Annotated in this window: 16 protein-coding genes; 11 read left to right on the top strand and 5 right to left on the bottom strand. The window is 73.2% G+C overall.

Features of this window, described 5'->3' with window-relative positions; translation table 11 throughout:
• Positions 1–18: 18 nt before the first annotated feature.
• A complete protein-coding gene (locus tag ACFXPX_RS14285) occupies positions 19–1920 on the bottom strand; it encodes a regulator (protein ID WP_375892588.1) in 1902 nt (633 codons plus the stop codon).
• A gap of 310 nt (positions 1921–2230) precedes the next feature.
• Here ACFXPX_RS14285 and ACFXPX_RS14280 point away from each other — a divergent pair, with 310 nt between their 5' ends.
• From ACFXPX_RS14280 to ACFXPX_RS14250, 7 genes are all read left to right on the top strand, one after another.
• A complete protein-coding gene (locus ACFXPX_RS14280; protein WP_375892590.1) occupies positions 2231–2992 on the top strand; it encodes a 3-hydroxybutyrate dehydrogenase in 762 nt (253 codons plus the stop codon).
• A 147-nt stretch (positions 2993–3139) separates the two neighbouring features.
• A complete protein-coding gene (locus tag ACFXPX_RS14275; RefSeq protein ID WP_380592718.1) occupies positions 3140–4495 on the top strand; it encodes an MFS transporter in 1356 nt (451 codons plus the stop codon).
• A gap of 187 nt (positions 4496–4682) precedes the next feature.
• A complete protein-coding gene (locus ACFXPX_RS14270; protein WP_380641332.1) occupies positions 4683–6602 on the top strand; it encodes a helix-turn-helix domain-containing protein in 1920 nt (639 codons plus the stop codon).
• 149 nt (positions 6603–6751) lie between these two features.
• The gene (lipB, locus tag ACFXPX_RS14265; RefSeq protein ID WP_375892690.1) at positions 6752–7534 is read left to right on the top strand and encodes a lipoyl(octanoyl) transferase LipB; all 783 of its coding nucleotides are present in this window, start codon (positions 6752–6754) and stop codon (positions 7532–7534) included.
• Between the two features lie 154 nt (positions 7535–7688).
• Positions 7689–8642, top strand: a complete 954-nt coding sequence (lipA, locus tag ACFXPX_RS14260; protein WP_375892596.1) for a lipoyl synthase — start codon at positions 7689–7691, stop codon at positions 8640–8642.
• Positions 8643–8855: 213 nt separating this feature from the next.
• Positions 8856–9062, top strand: a complete 207-nt coding sequence (locus ACFXPX_RS14255; RefSeq protein ID WP_375892598.1) for a hypothetical protein — start codon at positions 8856–8858, stop codon at positions 9060–9062.
• A gap of 108 nt (positions 9063–9170) precedes the next feature.
• Positions 9171–9860, top strand: a complete 690-nt coding sequence (locus ACFXPX_RS14250) for a DUF4191 domain-containing protein (RefSeq protein WP_375892599.1) — start codon at positions 9171–9173, stop codon at positions 9858–9860.
• Between the two features lie 225 nt (positions 9861–10085).
• Here the strand turns inward: ACFXPX_RS14250 and ACFXPX_RS14245 are convergent, their stop codons facing one another.
• A complete protein-coding gene (locus tag ACFXPX_RS14245) occupies positions 10086–10553 on the bottom strand; it encodes an RDD family protein (protein WP_375892601.1) in 468 nt (155 codons plus the stop codon).
• Between the two features lie 329 nt (positions 10554–10882).
• Between ACFXPX_RS14245 and glnA the strand changes: the two genes are divergently transcribed.
• Positions 10883–12295: a type I glutamate--ammonia ligase gene (gene glnA, locus ACFXPX_RS14240; RefSeq protein WP_375892603.1), complete on the top strand. Its 1413-nt coding sequence runs from the start codon at positions 10883–10885 to the stop codon at positions 12293–12295.
• Between the two features lie 102 nt (positions 12296–12397).
• On the opposite strand, the gene ACFXPX_RS14235 is transcribed toward glnA, so the two are convergent.
• Complete coding sequence (locus tag ACFXPX_RS14235) at positions 12398–13486, bottom strand: PP2C family protein-serine/threonine phosphatase (RefSeq protein ID WP_375892604.1); 1089 nt, start codon at positions 13484–13486, stop codon at positions 12398–12400.
• Between the two features lie 171 nt (positions 13487–13657).
• Positions 13658–14875, bottom strand: coding sequence for a cytochrome P450 (locus tag ACFXPX_RS14230; protein WP_380522748.1), 1218 nt, complete (start codon positions 14873–14875; stop codon positions 13658–13660).
• 179 nt (positions 14876–15054) lie between these two features.
• On the opposite strand from ACFXPX_RS14230, the gene ACFXPX_RS14225 reads away from it, so the two are divergent.
• Positions 15055–15411: an arsenate reductase family protein gene (locus ACFXPX_RS14225; protein ID WP_375892608.1), complete on the top strand. Its 357-nt coding sequence runs from the start codon at positions 15055–15057 to the stop codon at positions 15409–15411.
• A gap of 37 nt (positions 15412–15448) precedes the next feature.
• Here the strand turns inward: ACFXPX_RS14225 and ACFXPX_RS14220 are convergent, their stop codons facing one another.
• Positions 15449–15919: a pyridoxamine 5'-phosphate oxidase family protein gene (locus tag ACFXPX_RS14220; RefSeq protein ID WP_380592734.1), complete on the bottom strand. Its 471-nt coding sequence runs from the start codon at positions 15917–15919 to the stop codon at positions 15449–15451.
• 126 nt (positions 15920–16045) lie between these two features.
• Between ACFXPX_RS14220 and ACFXPX_RS14215 the strand changes: the two genes are divergently transcribed.
• The gene (locus ACFXPX_RS14215; RefSeq protein ID WP_375892612.1) at positions 16046–16603 is read left to right on the top strand and encodes a DUF1697 domain-containing protein; all 558 of its coding nucleotides are present in this window, start codon (positions 16046–16048) and stop codon (positions 16601–16603) included.
• A gap of 146 nt (positions 16604–16749) precedes the next feature.
• Positions 16750–17295, top strand: a complete 546-nt coding sequence (locus ACFXPX_RS14210; protein WP_375892613.1) for an FHA domain-containing protein — start codon at positions 16750–16752, stop codon at positions 17293–17295.
• Positions 17296–17327 lie beyond the last annotated feature (32 nt).

Genomic DNA, 17327 nt, shown 5'->3' with positions numbered 1-17327 from the left:
CTCGCACGGCCGGTTCCGTCAGATCACGCCCGCCTGGCGGGCCGTCTCCTCGAAGGCCCGGGCCACCTGGCTGCCCCGGTACGGGGTGAGGCGGCGGTGGAAGTCCCGGACGTACTCCAGCGAGCGGGCCGAGCGCATCTCCCCCGCCGCCCGCAGCGCGTCGGTGGCCATGGTGCAGGCCTCGTCGAGGTCCCCCATGCCGAGCCGGGCGGTGGCGAGCACCAGCCGGCAGAAGATCCGGCTGCGCGCGTAGGCGGGCGAGCGCAGCCTCAGCGACTTCTCGGCGTGCTGCGCGCAGGTGCGCCACTGCTGGAGGTCGCGGTAGCAGTGGGCGAACTCGTCGGAGAGCTGGGCCTCGTCGAAGTACCGTGCCCAGGAGGGCAGTTCGTCGCCGGTACGGGAGGCCGCGAGCGACCGCTCGGCCCGGACCAGCGCGGTGGTGCAGGAGCGGACGTCGCCCAGCAGGCCGTGGCCCCGGGCCTCGGCGGCGTGCATCAGCGACTGGACCACCGGCGGGACGGCGGTACCGACGCCCTGCTGGGCGACCCGGGCGAGCTGGACGGCCTCCCGGCCGTGGCCCAGGTGGACGGCCTGCTGGCTCATCGTCACCAGCACGTATCCGCCGAGCGCGCGGTCCCCGGCGGCCTGGGAGAGGCGCAGCGCCTGGACGAAGTAGCGCTGGGCGAGGCCGTGCGCGGCGATGTCGAAGGACGTCCAGCCGGCCAGCCTGGTGAGGTCGGCGACGGCTCCGAACAGGGCGCGGCCGATCTGCTCGCCGTAGCGGCCGCGCAGCATCGGCTCGGCCTCGCTCTCCAGGTAGCGGACCAGCGCCTGGCGGGCGTGGCCGCCGCCGTAGGCGTGGTCGAGCGCGCGGAAGAGGTCCCCGACGGCGCGGATGGCGGCGATGTCGCCGCGGCCGACCCGCAGGGCGGGGCGGGCCTCCCGGGTCGGGTCGGTGTACGGCGGTTCGACGGCGGCGGGCGGGCGGCGGCTCTGGGTGGGCACCCGGCCGATGGTGGCGGCGGTGCCGGTGGTTCCGGCGGTGCTGCGGGCGCCCGGGGCGCCGGCGGGCTGGGTGCGCGCCGGGCCCGCGACGGGTGCGCCGGGCACGTTCGACGCCGGTGCGCCGGGGGCGGTGCCGGGCGGACCGGTGGCGGTGTCCGGGCGGGTCAGCGTGGAGCCGTCCCGGGCGACCCGTTCGTCGGTGCGGCCGATCAGCCAGTCCCGGCTGGGGACGACCAGGCCGGCCGGGGTGAAGGCGATCCGGCGCAGTTCGGACTGCGGGCCGTTGTCCTTGCGCCACATGCTCGCCACGATGTCCACCGCCTCCTGCGGGGTCTCGGCGAACTCCAGGCCCGCGTAGACCGGGGCGCAGGCGTCCAGGCCGAGGTCCTGGGCGGTGAGGCGGCGGCCGAGGCGGCGGGTGAAGACCTCGGCGATCAGCGCCGGGGTGGCGCCGCGGGGTTGCTGGCCGCGCAGCCAGCGGGTGACCGAGGTCTTGTCGTAGCGCAGGTCGAGGCCGTGCTCCAGGCCGAGCTGGTCGACCCGGCGGGCCAGGCCCGCGTGCGAGAAGCCGGCCTCCTCGATCAGGGCGGCGAGTTGGCCGTTCTGCGGCGTCGGGCCGGAGTGGCCGGTGTGGCTGCCGTGGCCGCTGGTGGTCGCTGGGGCGGCGGGCGCGGCGGTGGCTTCGTGCCGGGCGGGTGTGGCCTGCACGGGCAGTCGCAGTTCCTCGGCGGTCGGGGCGTCGGCGGTCATCGGGTCAGCGGTCAGCGTGTCGGCGGTCAGCGGTTCAGCGGTCAGCGTGTCGGCGGTCAGGGCGTCGGGCGCGTCCGGAAGGGCCCGGCCGACCGGGCCTCGGCGCTGGCCGAGCGGGTCGAGCGGTCCGTACGCCGGGCTGTCGGTTGCAGGCCGTTGGGACATGTCAGTCAACACCTCTCGGACGTCGCACCGGGCTCCACCAGCAGTTCGGCTCGCCCGGGGCGGCGCCCCCTGTCGGGAATCGGCGTGAATGTAGCGAGCATTCGGGCGCTATGGGTGGATCTGACCGACCAATCCTCCGAACGGGTGAAGCAAGCGCGCCCATTGTGGGGAAGCGGGGCCAGGGTGGGTTTGGCCGTACGGGGGCGAACCGTCAACCGGCGTCGGTGGTGGTCGACGCCATGACAGGCCGCGGTGCTGTGTCGGCCCGCCACATGGGAGCGGCGACGCCGGATTCCTACCGTTCTCGGCCATGGACACCTCTACTGCCCGCCCGCTCGACGGCCGCACGGCCCTGGTCACCGGAGCCGCCTCGGGCATCGGCCGGGCCTGCGCCGAAGCCCTCGCCGGAGCCGGCGCCCGGGTCTACGTCGTCGACCTCGCGGCCGGCCCGGCCCGGGAGCTCGCGGACCGGATCGGCGGGCGCGCGATCGTCGCCGACCTCGCCGATCCCGAGGCCGTGGACGCCCTGCCCGCCGACGCCGACGTCGTGGTCAACAACGCCGGCCTGCAACACGTCGCACCCGTCCACGAGTTCCCGGTCGAACGCTTCACCCTCATCCAACGCGTCATGGTCGAGGCCCCGTTCCGGATCCTGCGCCGCACCCTCCCGCACATGTACGAGCGGGGGTGGGGCCGGATCGTCAACGTCTCCTCCGTCCACGGCCTGCGCGCCAGCGCCTTCAAGTCCGCGTACGTCACGGCCAAGCACGGCCTGGAGGGCCTCAGCAAGACCGTCGCCCTGGAGGGCGCCCCGTACGGGGTCACCAGCAACTGCCTCAACCCCGGGTACGTCCGAACTCCCCTGGTGGAGAAGCAGATCGCCGCCCAGGCGCTGGCCCACGGCATCCCCGAGGAGGAGGTGGTCGAGCGGATCATGCTCGACCGGACCGCCGTCAAGCGGCTCATCGAACCCGAGGAGGTCGCCCAACTCGCCCTCTGGCTCTGCTCCCCCGCCGCCGCCTACGTCACCGGCGCCAGCCTGCCGATCGACGGCGGCTGGACGGCGCACTGAGCCGGTGCCGGCACCGACAACGGTCATGGGGCGGAGGGCCACAGCAGGCCGACGGGCTGTGTGGGTCGACCACATGGGCCGCCGGGCGCGGGCTCCCTACCTTGTGGCGACATCGTCCCCGTCCCCCTGGACCTGGAAGTGGTGACCATGAACGCCCCCGCACGTGGCACGGCGGCTACCAGTTCACTCCCGCGAGTGGTGGCCGCGAGTCTGATCGGCACGACGATCGAGTGGTACGACTACTTCTTGTACGGAACGGCCGCGGCGCTGGTCTTCGGGAAGCTGTTCTTCCCCAACACCGACCCGCTGACCGGGACCCTGCTGTCGTTCCTGACGTACGCGATCGGGTTCGCGGCACGGCCGGTCGGAGCGCTGGTGTTCGGTCACTTCGGCGACCGGATCGGCCGGAAGAGACTGCTGGTGGTGAGCCTGCTGCTGATGGGCGGATCGACCACCGCGATCGGGTTGCTGCCGACCTACGACTCGATCGGGGCGGCGGCGCCGGTGCTGCTGACCGCGCTGCGGCTGGTGCAGGGCTTCGCGCTCGGCGGCGAGTGGGGCGGGGCGGTGCTGCTGGTGTCGGAGCACGGGGACCGGCGGCGGCGGGGGTTCTGGGCGTCGTGGCCGCAGGGCGGGGCGCCCGCCGGGAACCTGCTGGCGGCGGGCGTGCTGTCGCTGATGACGGCGGTGCAGTCGGAGAGCGCGTTCCTGGCGTGGGGGTGGCGGGTGCCGTTCCTGCTGTCGGCGGTGCTGGTCGGCGTCGGGATGTGGATCCGGCTGGCGGTGGAGGAGTCGCCGCTGTTCCGGGAGGCGGTCGCGAACCGCCCGGAGGCCGAACAGGCGCCGCTGGTGGGGGTGTTGCGCAACCACTGGCGGGAGGTGCTGGTGGCCATGGGCGCGCGGATGGCGGAGAACATCTCGTACTACGTGATGACCACCTTTGTGCTGACGTACGCCGTCACCCACGCCCACTTCGACAAGCAGAGCGCGCTGAACGCCGTACTGATCGGCTCCGCGATCCAGTTCGCGCTGATCCCGCTGTTCGGGGCGCTGTCCGACCGGGTCGGGCGCAAACCGGTGTACCTGGTGGGCGCGGTCGGCGTCGGGGCCTGGGCGTTCGTGTTCTTCGGGCTGGTGGACACCCACTCGTTCGGGCAGCTGGTCCTCGCGGTGACGGTCGGCCTGGTCTTCCACAGCGCCATGTACGCCCCGCAGGCGGCCTTCTTCTCCGAGCTGTTCGCGACCCGGCTGCGCTACTCGGGGGCCTCCATCGGCGCCCAGTTCGCCTCGGTGGCGGCCGGCGCGCCGGCGCCGCTGATCGCGACCGCGCTGCTCAAGGACTACGGCAGCGCCACCCCCGTCTCGGTGTACGTGGCGATCGCGGCGGCGGTCACCGTCCTGGCGGTGCTGTGCGCGCGGGAGACCAGGGGGCAGGACCTGGCGGAGGTCGCGGAGGAGGCGTCGCCGGACGGTGCGGCGGTCGGGAAGCCCGCCGTGGCCTGAACGCGGCGGCCTGGGGACGCGGTGGCCTAGCGCGGTGGCATGGACGCGGTGGCTGAGCGCGGTGGCCTGAACGCGGTGGCACGGACGGAATGGCCTGGACGGCGAGCCGATAGCATCGCGATTCCTCGGCACCGACGGAACCGACGCCGATTGGCGGCCCGCACCATGAACCACCCCGGATGACCGGATGAACCGCCCCGACGAGAGCGCCGCGCCCGCGCTGCGACGGCTGCTCGACCTGCTCGCCTCCGGCTCCGCCACCGAGGACTTCGCCGAGGTGCTGGCCGACGCCCGCCGCCGCGGGGCGCCGGCCGGCGTCCTCGCCGAGATCGACGACGCCACCTGGCAGGCCCTGCGGGTGCACCGCACCCTGCGTCAACACCGGCGCCGGGAAGCCGAGTTGACGGCACTGTTCGACACCGCCGGAGACCTCGCCGCGTCCCGGGACCTGGACACCGTGCTGCAGGCCATCGTCCGCCGCGCCCGGATGCTGCTCGGCACCGACACCGCCTACCTGACCCTGCCGGACGAGGCCGCCGGCGACACCTACATGCGGGTCACCGACGGCTCGGTCTCCGTCCTGTTCCAGACCCTGCGGCTCAGCCTCGGCGACGGCCTCGGCGGGCTGGTCGCCCAGACCGCCCTCCCCTACGCCACCCCCGACTACCGCGCCGACGAGCGCTTCCACCACACCGGCACGATCGACGCGGGCGTGCTGGACGAGGGCCTGGTGGCGATCATCGGCGTACCGCTGCTGCTCGGCGGCGACGTCATCGGCGTCCTGTTCGCCGCCGACCGCTCGCCGCGCGCCTTCTCCCCCGACGAGGTCGCGCTGCTCTGCACCCTGGCCGCGCACGCCGCGATCGCCCTGGACACCGCCGCGGCGCTGGCCGACACCCGGGCCGCGCTGGCCGAACTCAACGCCGCCAACGAGCTGGTCCGGGCCCACTCCGCCGCCGTCCAGCGCGCCGAGCAGGCCCACGACCGGCTGACCGACCTGGTGCTGCGCGGCGCCGAGGTGTCGGACGTGGCCGCCGCCGTCGCCCACCTGCTGGACGGGGAGACGACCGTCCTGGACGCCGAGGGCGAACCGCTCGCCGGACCGCCCGCCGCCGCGGCCGAACTCGCCGACGCGGTGGCCGCCTCCCGGGCCGAGGGCCGGTCCGTACGGCACGACGGGCTCTGGGTGTGCGCGGTGCTGGCCGGGCACGACCTGCTCGGCACCCTGGTGCTGCGCGGCCGGCCCGACCTGGACGACCCCGACCGGCGGCTGTTCGAACGGGCCGGCGTGGTGACCGCGCTGGTCCTGCTGCTGCGCCGCTCGGTCGCGGAGACCGAGAACCGGGTCCGCGGCGAACTGCTCACCGACCTGCTCACCGCCCCCGACCGCGACCCGGCCGGGCTCACCGCCCGCGGCCGCCGGCTCGGGGTCGACCTCGCCCGGCCGCACCTGGCGCTGGCCGCCGAACCCGCCGACCGCGACGGCGACGACCGGGGGCGACTGGCCGGCGCGGCGCGGCGGTACCTGTTCGGCTCCCGCGGCGTCAGCGCCGAGCACGGCGAGGCGGTCGCACTGCTGGTGCCCGTCGCCCCGGGCTGCGCCGAGGACCCGGAGCAGACCGCCCGGCGGGCCGCCGAACGGCTGGCCCGGCTGGCGGGCTTCGCCGTCACCGTCGGCGCCGGCCGCCCCGCCGCCGGCCCGGCCGCCCTGGCCGCCTCGTACGACGAGGGCCTGCGCTGCGTACGGGCCCTGCGGGTGCTCGGCCGCGCCGGGGAGGGCGCCTCGGCCTGCGCGCTCGGCTTCCTCGGGGTGCTGCTCGGCGACGGCCACGACGTGGACGGCTTCGTCGGCGGCGCGCTCGGCCCGCTGCTCGCCTACGACGCCAAGCGCGGCACCGAGCTGGTCCGCACCCTGCGCGCCTACTTCGACTGCGGCGGCAGCCTGACCAGGGCCAAGGACGAGCTGCACGTCCACGTGAACACGGTGGTCCAGCGGCTGGACCGGGTCGAGGCACTGCTCGGCGGGGGCTGGAACCAGCCGGAGCGGTCGCTGGAGCTGCAGCTGGCGCTGCGCCTGCAGCTGCTGGCCGGGGGTGGTGCCGACTGACGGGGGGTGCCGGGGCGGGTGGGGGCAGGTGGAGGCGGGTGGGGGCGCGGCCGAACGGGTGACGCGGGCGTGGGCGTACAGTGGCGAGGTTGGTCTCGAACGCCTGGCAAGGAGCGGCAGCGGTGAGCGAGAACGTACGTTTCGTTCGAATGGGCATAGGCGAGCACGTCGTCCCGTACGAGGAGGCGTGGGAGGAACAGCAGCGGCTGCACGCGCTGCGGGTCGCGGACGAGATCCCCGACACCGTGCTGCTGCTGGAGCACCCGCCCGTCTACACCATGGGCAAGCGCACCAACCCCGCCGACCTGCCGCTGGACGGCACCCCGGTGGTCGAGGTCAACCGGGGCGGCGAGATCACCTGGCACGGGCCCGGCCAGCTGGTCGGCTACCCGATCGTCAAGCTGCCCGACCCGATCGACGTGATCGCCTACGTCCGCCGGCTGGAGGAGGCGCTGATCCGCGCCGCCGCCGACTTCGGCATCGGAACCACCCGGGTCGAGGGCCGCAGCGGGGTCTGGGTGCTCGGCGAGAACATTCCGGACGCCGTGGTGGACCCGGCCGAGGTGGTCGACATCGGCAAGCTGACCCTGCGGATGGGCCTGCCGCTGGGCATCGACCCGCGACTGGCCGGGCCCGAGTACGCGCCGTCCAACGCCGGGCAGCGCGGCGGCGACCGCAAGCTCGCCGCGATCGGAGTGCGGGTCGCCCGCGGGGTGACCATGCACGGCTTCGCGCTCAACTGCGATCCGGAGATGACGTACTTCGACAAGATCGTGCCGTGCGGCATCCGGGACGCGGGCGTCGCCTCGCTGGCCGGCGAGCTGGGCCGGGACTTCCCGGTGAGCGAGGCGCTGCCGTCGGTCGAACGGCACCTCCAGGCCGTCTTCGCCGAGCTGCCGGAGCCGGCGCTCAGTCGCTCGCTCAGCGGCTGAAGTCTTCCGGGAGCACGCCGGGCTCCCCCCAGCCACTGGGAATCTACTGGCCGGTAGCCGTGTTGCCCTGCGATTGCAGGGCGGCAGGCCCGGCGAAGGCCGTACAACCACAGGCGTACCCTGGGGGTACCCCGTCTAGTTCTAGGAGTCGCACGTGTCCGCTGTCGCGCCCGACGGCAGGAAGCTGCTCCGCCTGGAGGTCCGCAACAGCGAGACCCCCATCGAGCGGAAGCCCGAGTGGATCAAGACCCGCGCGAAGATGGGGCCGGAGTACAACGCCCTCCAGTCGCTGGTGAAGAAGGAGGGACTGCACACGGTCTGCCAGGAGGCCGGCTGTCCCAACATCTTCGAGTGCTGGGAGGACCGCGAGGCGACCTTCCTCATCGGCGGTGACCAGTGCACCCGCCGCTGCGACTTCTGCCAGATCGACACCGGCAAGCCCGCCGAGTTCGACCGCGACGAGCCGCGCCGGGTCGCCGAGTCCATCGTCACCATGGACCTCAACTACGCCACCATCACCGGCGTCGCCCGCGACGACCTGGAGGACGGCGGCGCCTGGCTGTACGCCGAGACCGTCCGCCAGGTGCACGCGATGACCGCCGAGCGCGCGACCGGCCGCACCGGCGTCGAGCTGCTCATCCCCGACTTCAACGCGGTGCCCGAGCAGCTGGCCGAGGTCTTCTCCTCCCGCCCCGAGGTGCTCGCCCACAACGTCGAGACCGTGCCGCGCATCTTCAAGCGGATCCGCCCGGCCTTCCGCTACGAGCGCTCCCTGGACGTCATCACCCAGGCCCGCGCCGCCGGACTGGTCACCAAGTCCAACCTGATCCTGGGCATGGGCGAGACCCGCGAGGAGGTCAGCCAGGCGCTGGCCGACCTGGTCGGGGCCGGCTGCGAGCTGATCACCATCACCCAGTACCTGCGGCCCTCGCTGCGCCACCACCCGGTGGAGCGCTGGGTCAAGCCCCAGGAGTTCGTCGAGCTCCAGGAGGAGGCCGAGGAGCTGGGCTTCGCCGGCGTCATGTCGGGCCCGCTGGTGCGCTCCTCGTACCGGGCCGGGCGGCTGTACCGGCAGGCGCTGGAGAAGCGCGAGCAGGCCGCGGTCTGACCTCGCGGTCCGACCTCGCCGTCGGCCCCGGGCCGTTCGAGCTGTTTGATCTGTTTGATTTGTTTGCGCCATCGGAAGGGCGGAGCCTCGGCTCCGCCCTTCCGGGTTTCACCGCGCTTTGACTGCCTGGTCACGGGCTGGTAACACGGGGTGGGGACGATGGACGCCTGGTGGGCGTTCGATTCTTCTCAGCCACGAGAGGAGCTGTTCGGCATGCGGATGCGGATCCGGTCGGTGGGGGTGGCGCTGCGGTTCGCCGAGAGCGTCCTGCTGGCCCCCGGCCAGCGGCACGCGCGGCGCAACGCCTGGGCGGCGGTGTGCGAGGACCGTCGGCACGCGGCGGACCGTCGGCACGACGGCCCGCCGGGCGGGGCGGCCGGGGTGGGCGGCGCGACGGGGGCGCGCTCCGCGGGACGGTGAGTCCGGCCGTCGCTGTGCGCGACGGCGTGTGGGCGGACGGGTCACGGTTCGGGCGAACGGGTACCCGGGCTTGGATATCCCGTACCCGTGCCACGTACCATGAGCGTTATGGCGAGGGAAACATCCGAGAACCCCGGACGGCTGAAGCAGATCCGTCTGGCGTACACCATGACCAAGAAGGTCGACACCAAGATCGGCCTGATCATCGCCGGCGTCGGCCTGCTGACCTTCGGCGTGTTCCTCGCCATCGGCTTCGCGATCGACCACCCCGTCTATCTGGGCATCCTGGGCTTCATCGTGGCCGTCCTGGCCATGGCGATCGTCTTCGGGCGCCGGGCCGAACGCGCCGCGTTCGGGCAGATGGAGGGGCAGCCGGGCGCCGTAGCTGCGGTGCTGAACAACATCCGGCGCGGCTGGAGCTCCAACTCCACCCCGGTCGCGGTCACCCGCAGCCAGGACGCGGTCTACCGCGCCGTCGGCCGGGCCGGCATCGCGCTGATCGGCGAGGGCAACCCCAACCGGGTGCGCCAGCTGCTGGCCTCCGAGAAGAAGAAGATGGCCCGCGTGGTCGGTGACATCCCGGTGCACGACATCGTGGTGGGCACCGGCGAGGGCGAGATCCCGCTCAAGAAGCTGCAGATCCACCTGATGCGGCTGCCCCGCGCGATCACCGCCGCCCAGGTCACCGAGACCAACGACCGTCTGCGCGCGCTGGGCGACCTGCTCTCCAAGGCGCCGATCCCCAAGGGCCCGATGCCCAAGGGTGCCCGGATGCCCAAGGGCGGCCAGGCCCGCTGACCTCCCCTCCGCTGACAACGCGGAACGGCCCCGCCCCGGAACCTCCGGGGCGGGGCCGTTCGACGTTTCCGGCTTCTCTCCGACTGTTTTCCGGCTTCTCGCCGACTTCCTGGGGGTCCGGGGTTCTCGGGCTCCGGGGCTCTCGGGCTCCGGGGCTCTCGGGCTCCGGGGCTCTCGGGCTCCGGGGCTCTCGGGCTCCGGGGCTCCGCCGGCGCCGAACCTCCGCTAGATCCGGACCTCGACGGTGCCGACGGCCTTGTCGTGCAGTCCCCGGGTGTCGCGGTCCCAGACCAGCGGCGGCACCACCAGGCACAGCAGCACGGTGCGCAGCAGGACCTGCGGGATGGTGGCGCGGCGCCCGTCCAGGCGGATCACCCGGAGGCCGAACAGCCGCTTGCCGAGGGTGGTGCCGGTGGTGGAGAGCAGCAGGACCGCGACCAGGAAGAAGAGCGGGAGGGTCCACAGGTTGGCCTCGGCCGTGTCGCCCTTGGCGAGCAGGCCGAAGGAGACCAGCGAGACCAGCCAGCCGTCCACGAACACGGCGCCGATCCGTCGGCCGGGGCCGGCGATCGAGCCGGGGCCCTCCTTGGGCAGTCCGAGGCGCTCGCCGCGGTAGCCGAAGTCGGCGCCCATCTTCTCGGCGGCCGCCTTGGGGCCGTCGATCCACGATCCCAACGCTTCTCTGGTGTCCACGAATCCACACTAACCGGGCTCACGCCGCGGACCGGCACCGGCTCCCCTCCCGGCGGGGCGCGGTCCCGGCCCCGAACCGACCCCGTGGCCGACCTCGGACCGGGTTCGAACCGGGCAGCTCCACGACCGGGTGAATCCCACTCACCGGGCTTACCTGTGGTCCAGACCATTTCCCGGAGGACCCCCAGGTCGGCGGGGCGATTTGCCCCGTCCCGTAGGCCTTTGCCGCCCATTCGGCGGTCGCGGTTAACATCTAGGAAACGAGCGGGTCACCGACTGGAAACGACCCATTCCTAGGGTGAGCCCAATTCGCGAGCCGAGGAGGATGGATGTTCAACAACGCCGCCGAAGTGAAGCAGTTCATCCAGGACAACGACGTGAAGTTCGTCGATGTCCGCTTCTGTGATCTGCCGGGCGTCATGCAGCACTTCTCCGTACCCGCGGCGACCTTCGATCCGTCCGAGACCCTGATGTTCGACGGTTCGTCGATCCGCGGCTTCCAGGCCATCCACGAGTCCGACATGGCCCTGGTCCCGGACCTCGCCACCGCACGCCTCGACCCCTTCCGGGTCGAGAAGCACCTCAACATCAACTTCTTCATCCAGGACCCGGTCACCGGCGAGGCCTACAGCCGCGACCCGCGCAACGTCGCCAAGAAGGCCGAGGCCTACCTCGCCTCCTCCGGCATCGCCGACACCGCGTTCTTCGGGCCCGAGGCCGAGTTCTACGTCTTCGACTCGGTGCGCTTCGACACCAGCGCCAACGCGTCCTTCTACCACATCGACTCGGAGGCCGGCGCCTGGAACAGCGGCGCCGCCGAGGGCGACGTGCGCGGCTACAAGGTCAAGTACAAGGGCGGCTACTTCCCCACCCCGCCGGTCGACCACTTCGCCGACCTGCGTGCCGAGATGTCCCTGGAGCTGGCCAAGTCCGGCCTGGAGGTCGAGCGCCAGCACCACGAGGTCGGCACCGCCGGCCAAGCGGAGATCAACTACAAGTTCAACACCCTGCTGCACGCGGCCGACGACCTGATGCTGTTCAAGTACATCATCAAGAACGTCGCCTGGCGGAACGGCAAGACGGCCACCTTCATGCCGAAGCCGATCTTCGGCGACAACGGCTCGGGCATGCACGTCCACCAGTCGCTGTGGACCGAGGGCTCCCCGCTCTTCTACGACGAGCAGGGCTACGCCGGACTCTCCGACACCGCCCGCTACTACATCGGCGGCCTGCTCCGGCACGCCCCCTCGCTGCTGGCCTTCACCAACCCGTCGGTGAACTCCTACCACCGCCTGGTCCCCGGCTTCGAGGCGCCCGTCAACCTGGTCTACTCCCAGCGCAACCGCTCGGCCGCGATCCGCATCCCGATCACCGGCTCCAACGCCAAGGCCAAGCGCATCGAGTTCCGCGCCCCGGACCCGTCCTCCAACCCGTACCTGGCCTTCTCCGCCATGCTGATGGCCGGCCTCGACGGCATCCGCAACAAGATCGAGCCGCTGGAGCCCGTCGACAAGGACCTCTACGAGCTCGCCCCCGAGGAGCACGCCAACGTCCCCCAGGTGCCCTCCTCCCTCCCCGCCGTCCTAGAGGCCCTCGAGGCCGACCACGAGTACCTCCTGGCGGGCAACGTCTTCACCCCGGACCTGATCGAGACCTGGATCGACTTCAAGCGCACCAACGAGATCGCCCCGATCGCCCTCCGGCCCCACCCGCACGAGTTCGAGCTCTACTACGACCTGTAAGAGTCCCGGCCCCGGCGTGAGCGGGTCCCTGTAGGTCAGCTGATCGCTGACCTACAGGGACCCGTTTCGTGCAGCACGGCCGTCGCGCCGGGCGGTGCGGGGTCATTCGGGGGTGAGGGCGAGGACGGCGAGGTCGTCGGCGAGGAGGCCGGCGTACTGGTGGACGTCCTGGGCCAGGAAGGAGACCACTCGGTCCGGTGCCGTGCTGGCCAGGGCGGCCAGGCGCGGGGCGAGGGGGTAGAAGGCGCCGGTGGAGTCGCGGGCCTCGCTGACGCCGTCGGTGTAGAGCAGGACGGTGTGCCCAGGGGGGAGGGCGACGGTCGTCGGCTTGGCGGGTTCGTCCTCGGGGCGGAGGTGGCCCAGGCCGAGCGGGAGTTCGTCGGTGCAGGCCACCGGGGCGATGGTGCCCCGGCCCAGCAGCAGTGGGGTGGTGTGGCCGCGGTTGACGAACTCCACGCAGTCGGTGCCCGGGCGGTACTGGAGCAGGACGGCGGTGACGAACAGCTCGTCGTCGCCGCGGTCGGCCGCGTCGCGCAGCACCGCGCGGTCCAGCTGGTCGGCGAGCTCGACCAGGCCCGGGGTGTCGTGGGCGGCCGCCCGGAAGGCGCCGAGCACGTCGGCGACGGTGCGGACCGCGCCGAGGCCCTTGCCGCGGACGTCCCCGAGCAGCACCCGGACGCCGAAGCGGGTGTCGCACACCTCGTAGAGGTCCCCGCCGACCAGCACCTCGGCCTGCGCCGGGCGGTACAGTCCGGCGACCCGCAGGCCGCCGGCCCGCTCCGGCACCGGCCGCAGCACCGTGCGCTGCAGGGTCTCGGCGACGGTGCGGGCCTGCAAGAGGGTGCGGTTCTGCCGGGTGCGCTGCCAGGACAGGGCGGTGCCCATCACCCCGGACAGCGCGGTGGCGATGTACACCCAGACGTGGTGCTGCTCGTTGACGTGGCCCGCGCGCAGGGCCAGCAGCAGCTGGAGGGCCAGCGCACCGCCCGTGGTGGTGGCGGTCAGCACCGGGCCGTAGCTGAACGCGGCCACCACGGGCAGGGCGGTGAGCAGGAAGCCGGCCGCCACCGCGTCCGGGACGACGGCCTCGGTGGCCAGGTCCAGGAGCAGCAGGACCACCGGCAGCCAGGGCACCCAGCGTGGCACCCGGGACTGCGCGACCGCGAGCTGCGGCGGGCGGGGGGCGGACACGGCGGGGGCCTCCTGGCTGACCGGACCTGGGCGATTCGCCAGGAATGACAGGATTGGTCCCTCCATGCTCCCCCACGGACGCCCCCGTCACGAATGGCCGAACGTCCCGGGTTCCGGCGCGTGGACCGCGCCGGGCCGGGAGAGGACCGGGAGTGGGGGGCAAGGGCGCGGTCAGCGGAGGGTCACCGGCAGCGTCTCGTAACCGCGCAGCACCAGGCGGTCACGCCGGGTCGGGGCGCCGCCCTGGGCGAGCCCGGGGAAACGGTCCAGCAGGGCGGGCACCGCGAGCTCGCCCTCCAGCCGGGCCAGCTGGGAGCCCAGGCAGAAGTGGGTGCCGCCACCGAAGCTGAGCGGCTGGCTGTCCGTGCGCGACGGGTCGAACACCGCCGGCCGCTCGTACCGGGCCGGGTCGTGGTTGGCCGCGCCGATCAGCAGGGTCAGCCCGCTGCCGGCCGGGACGGGCAGGCCCTCGACCGACAGGCCCTCCTCCAGGGCGACCCGTGCGGTGGCCTGGACCGGGGAGTCGAAGCGCAGCACCTCGTCGGTGAACCCGGCCGGGGTGACCGCGCCGCTGCGCAGTCCGGCGGCCACCTCGGGATGGCGGAACAGCAGGGCGAGGCCGTTGCCGAGGAGGTTGGTGGTGGTCTCGAATCCGGCCACCAGCAGCAGCACCAGGTTGGCCAGCAGTTCGGTGCCGGACAGCCGCCCGCCGTCCTCGACGGCGACCCGGGCCAGGTCGCTGACCAGGTCGTCCTGCGGGCGGGCCAGCCGTTCGGCGATCAGCGCGGTGAAGTAGTCGGACAGCTCGTCGGCGGCCCGGTCGGCGGCGCCCAGCTCGTCGAAGTCCTGGGTGACCTCCAGGGCGACGGTCAGGTCGGAGGCGAGGTCGCGGAAGCGGTAGCGGTCCCGCTCGGGCACGCCGAGCAGCTCGCAGATCACCCCGACCGGCAGCCGGAAGGCGAAGGCGTCCATGAAGTCCACCGGGGAGCCGTCCGCCCCCTGCTCGGCCATCCCGTCCAGCAGCCGGCCGATCGCCGCCTCCACCGCGGGGCGCAGGGCGGCGACCCGGCGGGCGGTGAACACCGAGGCGATCAGCGAGCGGACCCGGGGCTGGTCGGGGGCGTTGCGCTGGAGGATCGAGCGGCCGAACAGGGCGAGCGAGGAGTGCGCGGCGAACTCCGGGGCGAGGCCGGCCGTCATCTCGGCGGTCGCGACGCCGAAGGCGGGCGTGCGGAGCACCTTGTCGACCGCCGCGTAGCCGCTCACCACGAACATGCCGTCCCCGGCCGGGGCCACCGGGCCGAGCTCGTGCGCCCTGGCGTAGAGCGGGTACGGATCGGTCCTGACCTCCGTGGTCATCAGCTGCTCGATGATCGCGGCGCCGTCCATCTGGTGCTCCCCTCCGACGTGCTGGTTCCTGGTTCGTGAACAGCGGGCGGGCACGGCGGAGTTCCCGCCGCCGACGGACCCGGCGGCGCCGGACTCGGAGACGGACCGGAGACGGACCGGGCCCCGGGCCGGCGGCGACGGGTCCGGGGCCGGGCGGCAGCGCGGATAGGCTGGTCGGCATGGAGATCTGGATCAATCCGCGGTGTGGCAAGTGCCGGTCGGCGCTCAACGAGCTGAACGCCGCCGGGGCGAAGTACACCGTGCGGCGCTACCTGGAGGACCCGCCGACTGCGGCCGAGCTGGAGCAGGTGCTGGAGCGCCTGGGCCTGGAGCCGTGGGACATCACCCGCACCGACGAGCCGGTCGCCAAGGAGCTGGGGATGAAGGGGTGGCCCCGGGAGGCGGGCGAGCGGGCGCGCTGGATCGCGGCGATGGCCGAGCACCCCGTGCTGATCCAGCGCCCGATCATCACCGCGGACGACGGGCACGCCGTCGTGGCCCGGACTCCCGAGGCGCTCAAGTCCGTTCTGCCGTAGGCGTTCCGACCTGCCGTGGGCGTTCCGGGCCGATCGGTCAGTGGAGCTGGGTCCGCTCCACCGGCCGGCCCGGGTGCCAGTTGAGGACCCACAGGGCGTCGCCGTCCAGGCTGGTGTGCACCACCTGCTGGAGATCCAGCCGGAAGAGGTGGAACGGGGTGGGCGGCGGCTCCGGCAGGTCGGCCGTGAAGGCGGCGAGCTCGTTCTCGTCGGTGACCTCCACCGCGCGGCCGGAGAGCTTGGAGTCCCCGCCGGCCATGGTCTCGTCGCCCGGGTGGGCGTGCAGCGCGAACCGCGCGTCCCGCTGGAGGTCGCGTGCCTTGACCGCGCCGTACATCGACCCGAGCCAGGCGTCGGCCCCGACGAAGTCGACCTCCGACCCGCTCACCCGGGGTGAGCCGTCCTTGCGCAGCGTCGCCAGGACGTGGTGCTTGTTGGCGTCGAACCGGGCCCGTACCAGGGCCGCGAGTTCGGGTGCCTCGTGCTCGAAATCCTGCCAGGTAGCCATGGCGCCAGTCTGGCACCCGGCACCGACAACCGCCGGGTACGAACGGTGCCGCGCGCGCGAGGGGGTGCGGTGGGCGGGCGTTGTCGGTGGGCGGGCGTTGTCGGTGGGCGGTGCCAGACTGGCAGGGTGACCACCTCGAACGCCTCCACCCGGTACATCGCGTTCCTGCGCGCCATCAACGTCGGCGGCCGCACGGTGAAGATGGAGCGGCTGCGGGCGCTCTTCACCGAGCTGGGGCTGGCGGACGTCCGCTCGTACATCCAGACCGGCAACGTCTTCTTCCGGACCGACGAGCCCGACCGGGCCGCGCTGACCGCGCGGATCGAGGCGCACCTGGAGCAGGCGCTCGGCTACCCGGTGCCGGTGCTGCTGCGGACGGTCGACGAGGTGGCCGCGCTGCTCGCCGCCGAGCCGTTCCGGGGCGTCGAGGTCACCCCGGACGTCCGGCTGGTGATCGCCTTCCTCTCCGAGCCGCTGCCGGCCGAGCTCTCCGGGCCGCACCGCTCGCCGAAGGGCGACTTCGAGGTGCTGGGCACCGATCCGGGCGCGGCGTACGTGGTGGTCCACCTCCAGGACGGCAAGTGGGTCACCAAGGAGATGTTCGGTAAGTCGTACCGGGGGGCGGTGACCTCCCGGTTCCTGCACACCACGGAGAAGATCCTGGCCGCTGCCCGGAAGGGCTGACGGCCCGACCGAGCGGGCCGGAGGCACCCGACCCGGCGGGAACCGTGCAGGTGGAGCGGGCGTCTGTCGCTCAGTGAGGTACGAACCATGCGCCGGAACCGCGCGCGATCTGGACAGTCGAAGCCGGTCGAACCGACAATCGGGCCATGACGCAGCCTGAGCTCCCCACCGGCGCCGTCCGGCCCTCCGACGCCGAACGGGACCAGGCGCTCGGGCTGCTCAGGGACGGCGCGGGCAGCGGCCGGCTGTCGCACGACACCTTCCTCGGCCGGATGGACATCGTCCTCCAGGCCACCAGCCGCGACGAGTTGGACGCCGCGGTGGCCGGGCTGCCCACCGGCGGGCCGGTCGAGCGCTTCGTCCTGCGGACGGTCGGCCGGGCCTCCGCCTTCGGCGCCCGGCTGAACCGGGCCTGGCGCACCGAGCGTCTGCCCGGGCTGAGCCTGCCGCAGGCCGGGGCGGGACTGCTGACGATCGGCCGGATCCCCGGCTCGGGGCTGCGGCTGCACGACGCCTCGGTCTCCCGGAACCACGCCGAGTTGCGGCACGAGAACGGCGGTTGGGTGCTGTACGACCTCGGGTCGACCAACGGCACCCATGTGAACGGGCGGCGGATCGCGGGCGGGATCCCGGTACGGCCGGGCGACCAGGTGCGGTTCGGGAACCTGGAGTTCCGGCTCGCACCGCACTGAGTCGCCGGAAGCCGCGCCCCCACACCCCGCGT

The organism is Kitasatospora sp. NPDC059146, from assembly GCF_042786665.1.
GTDB lineage: Bacteria > Actinomycetota > Actinomycetes > Streptomycetales > Streptomycetaceae > Kitasatospora.
The sequence above is the reverse complement of the archived record's forward strand: the minus strand, read 5'-3'. Positions and strand labels throughout refer to the sequence as shown.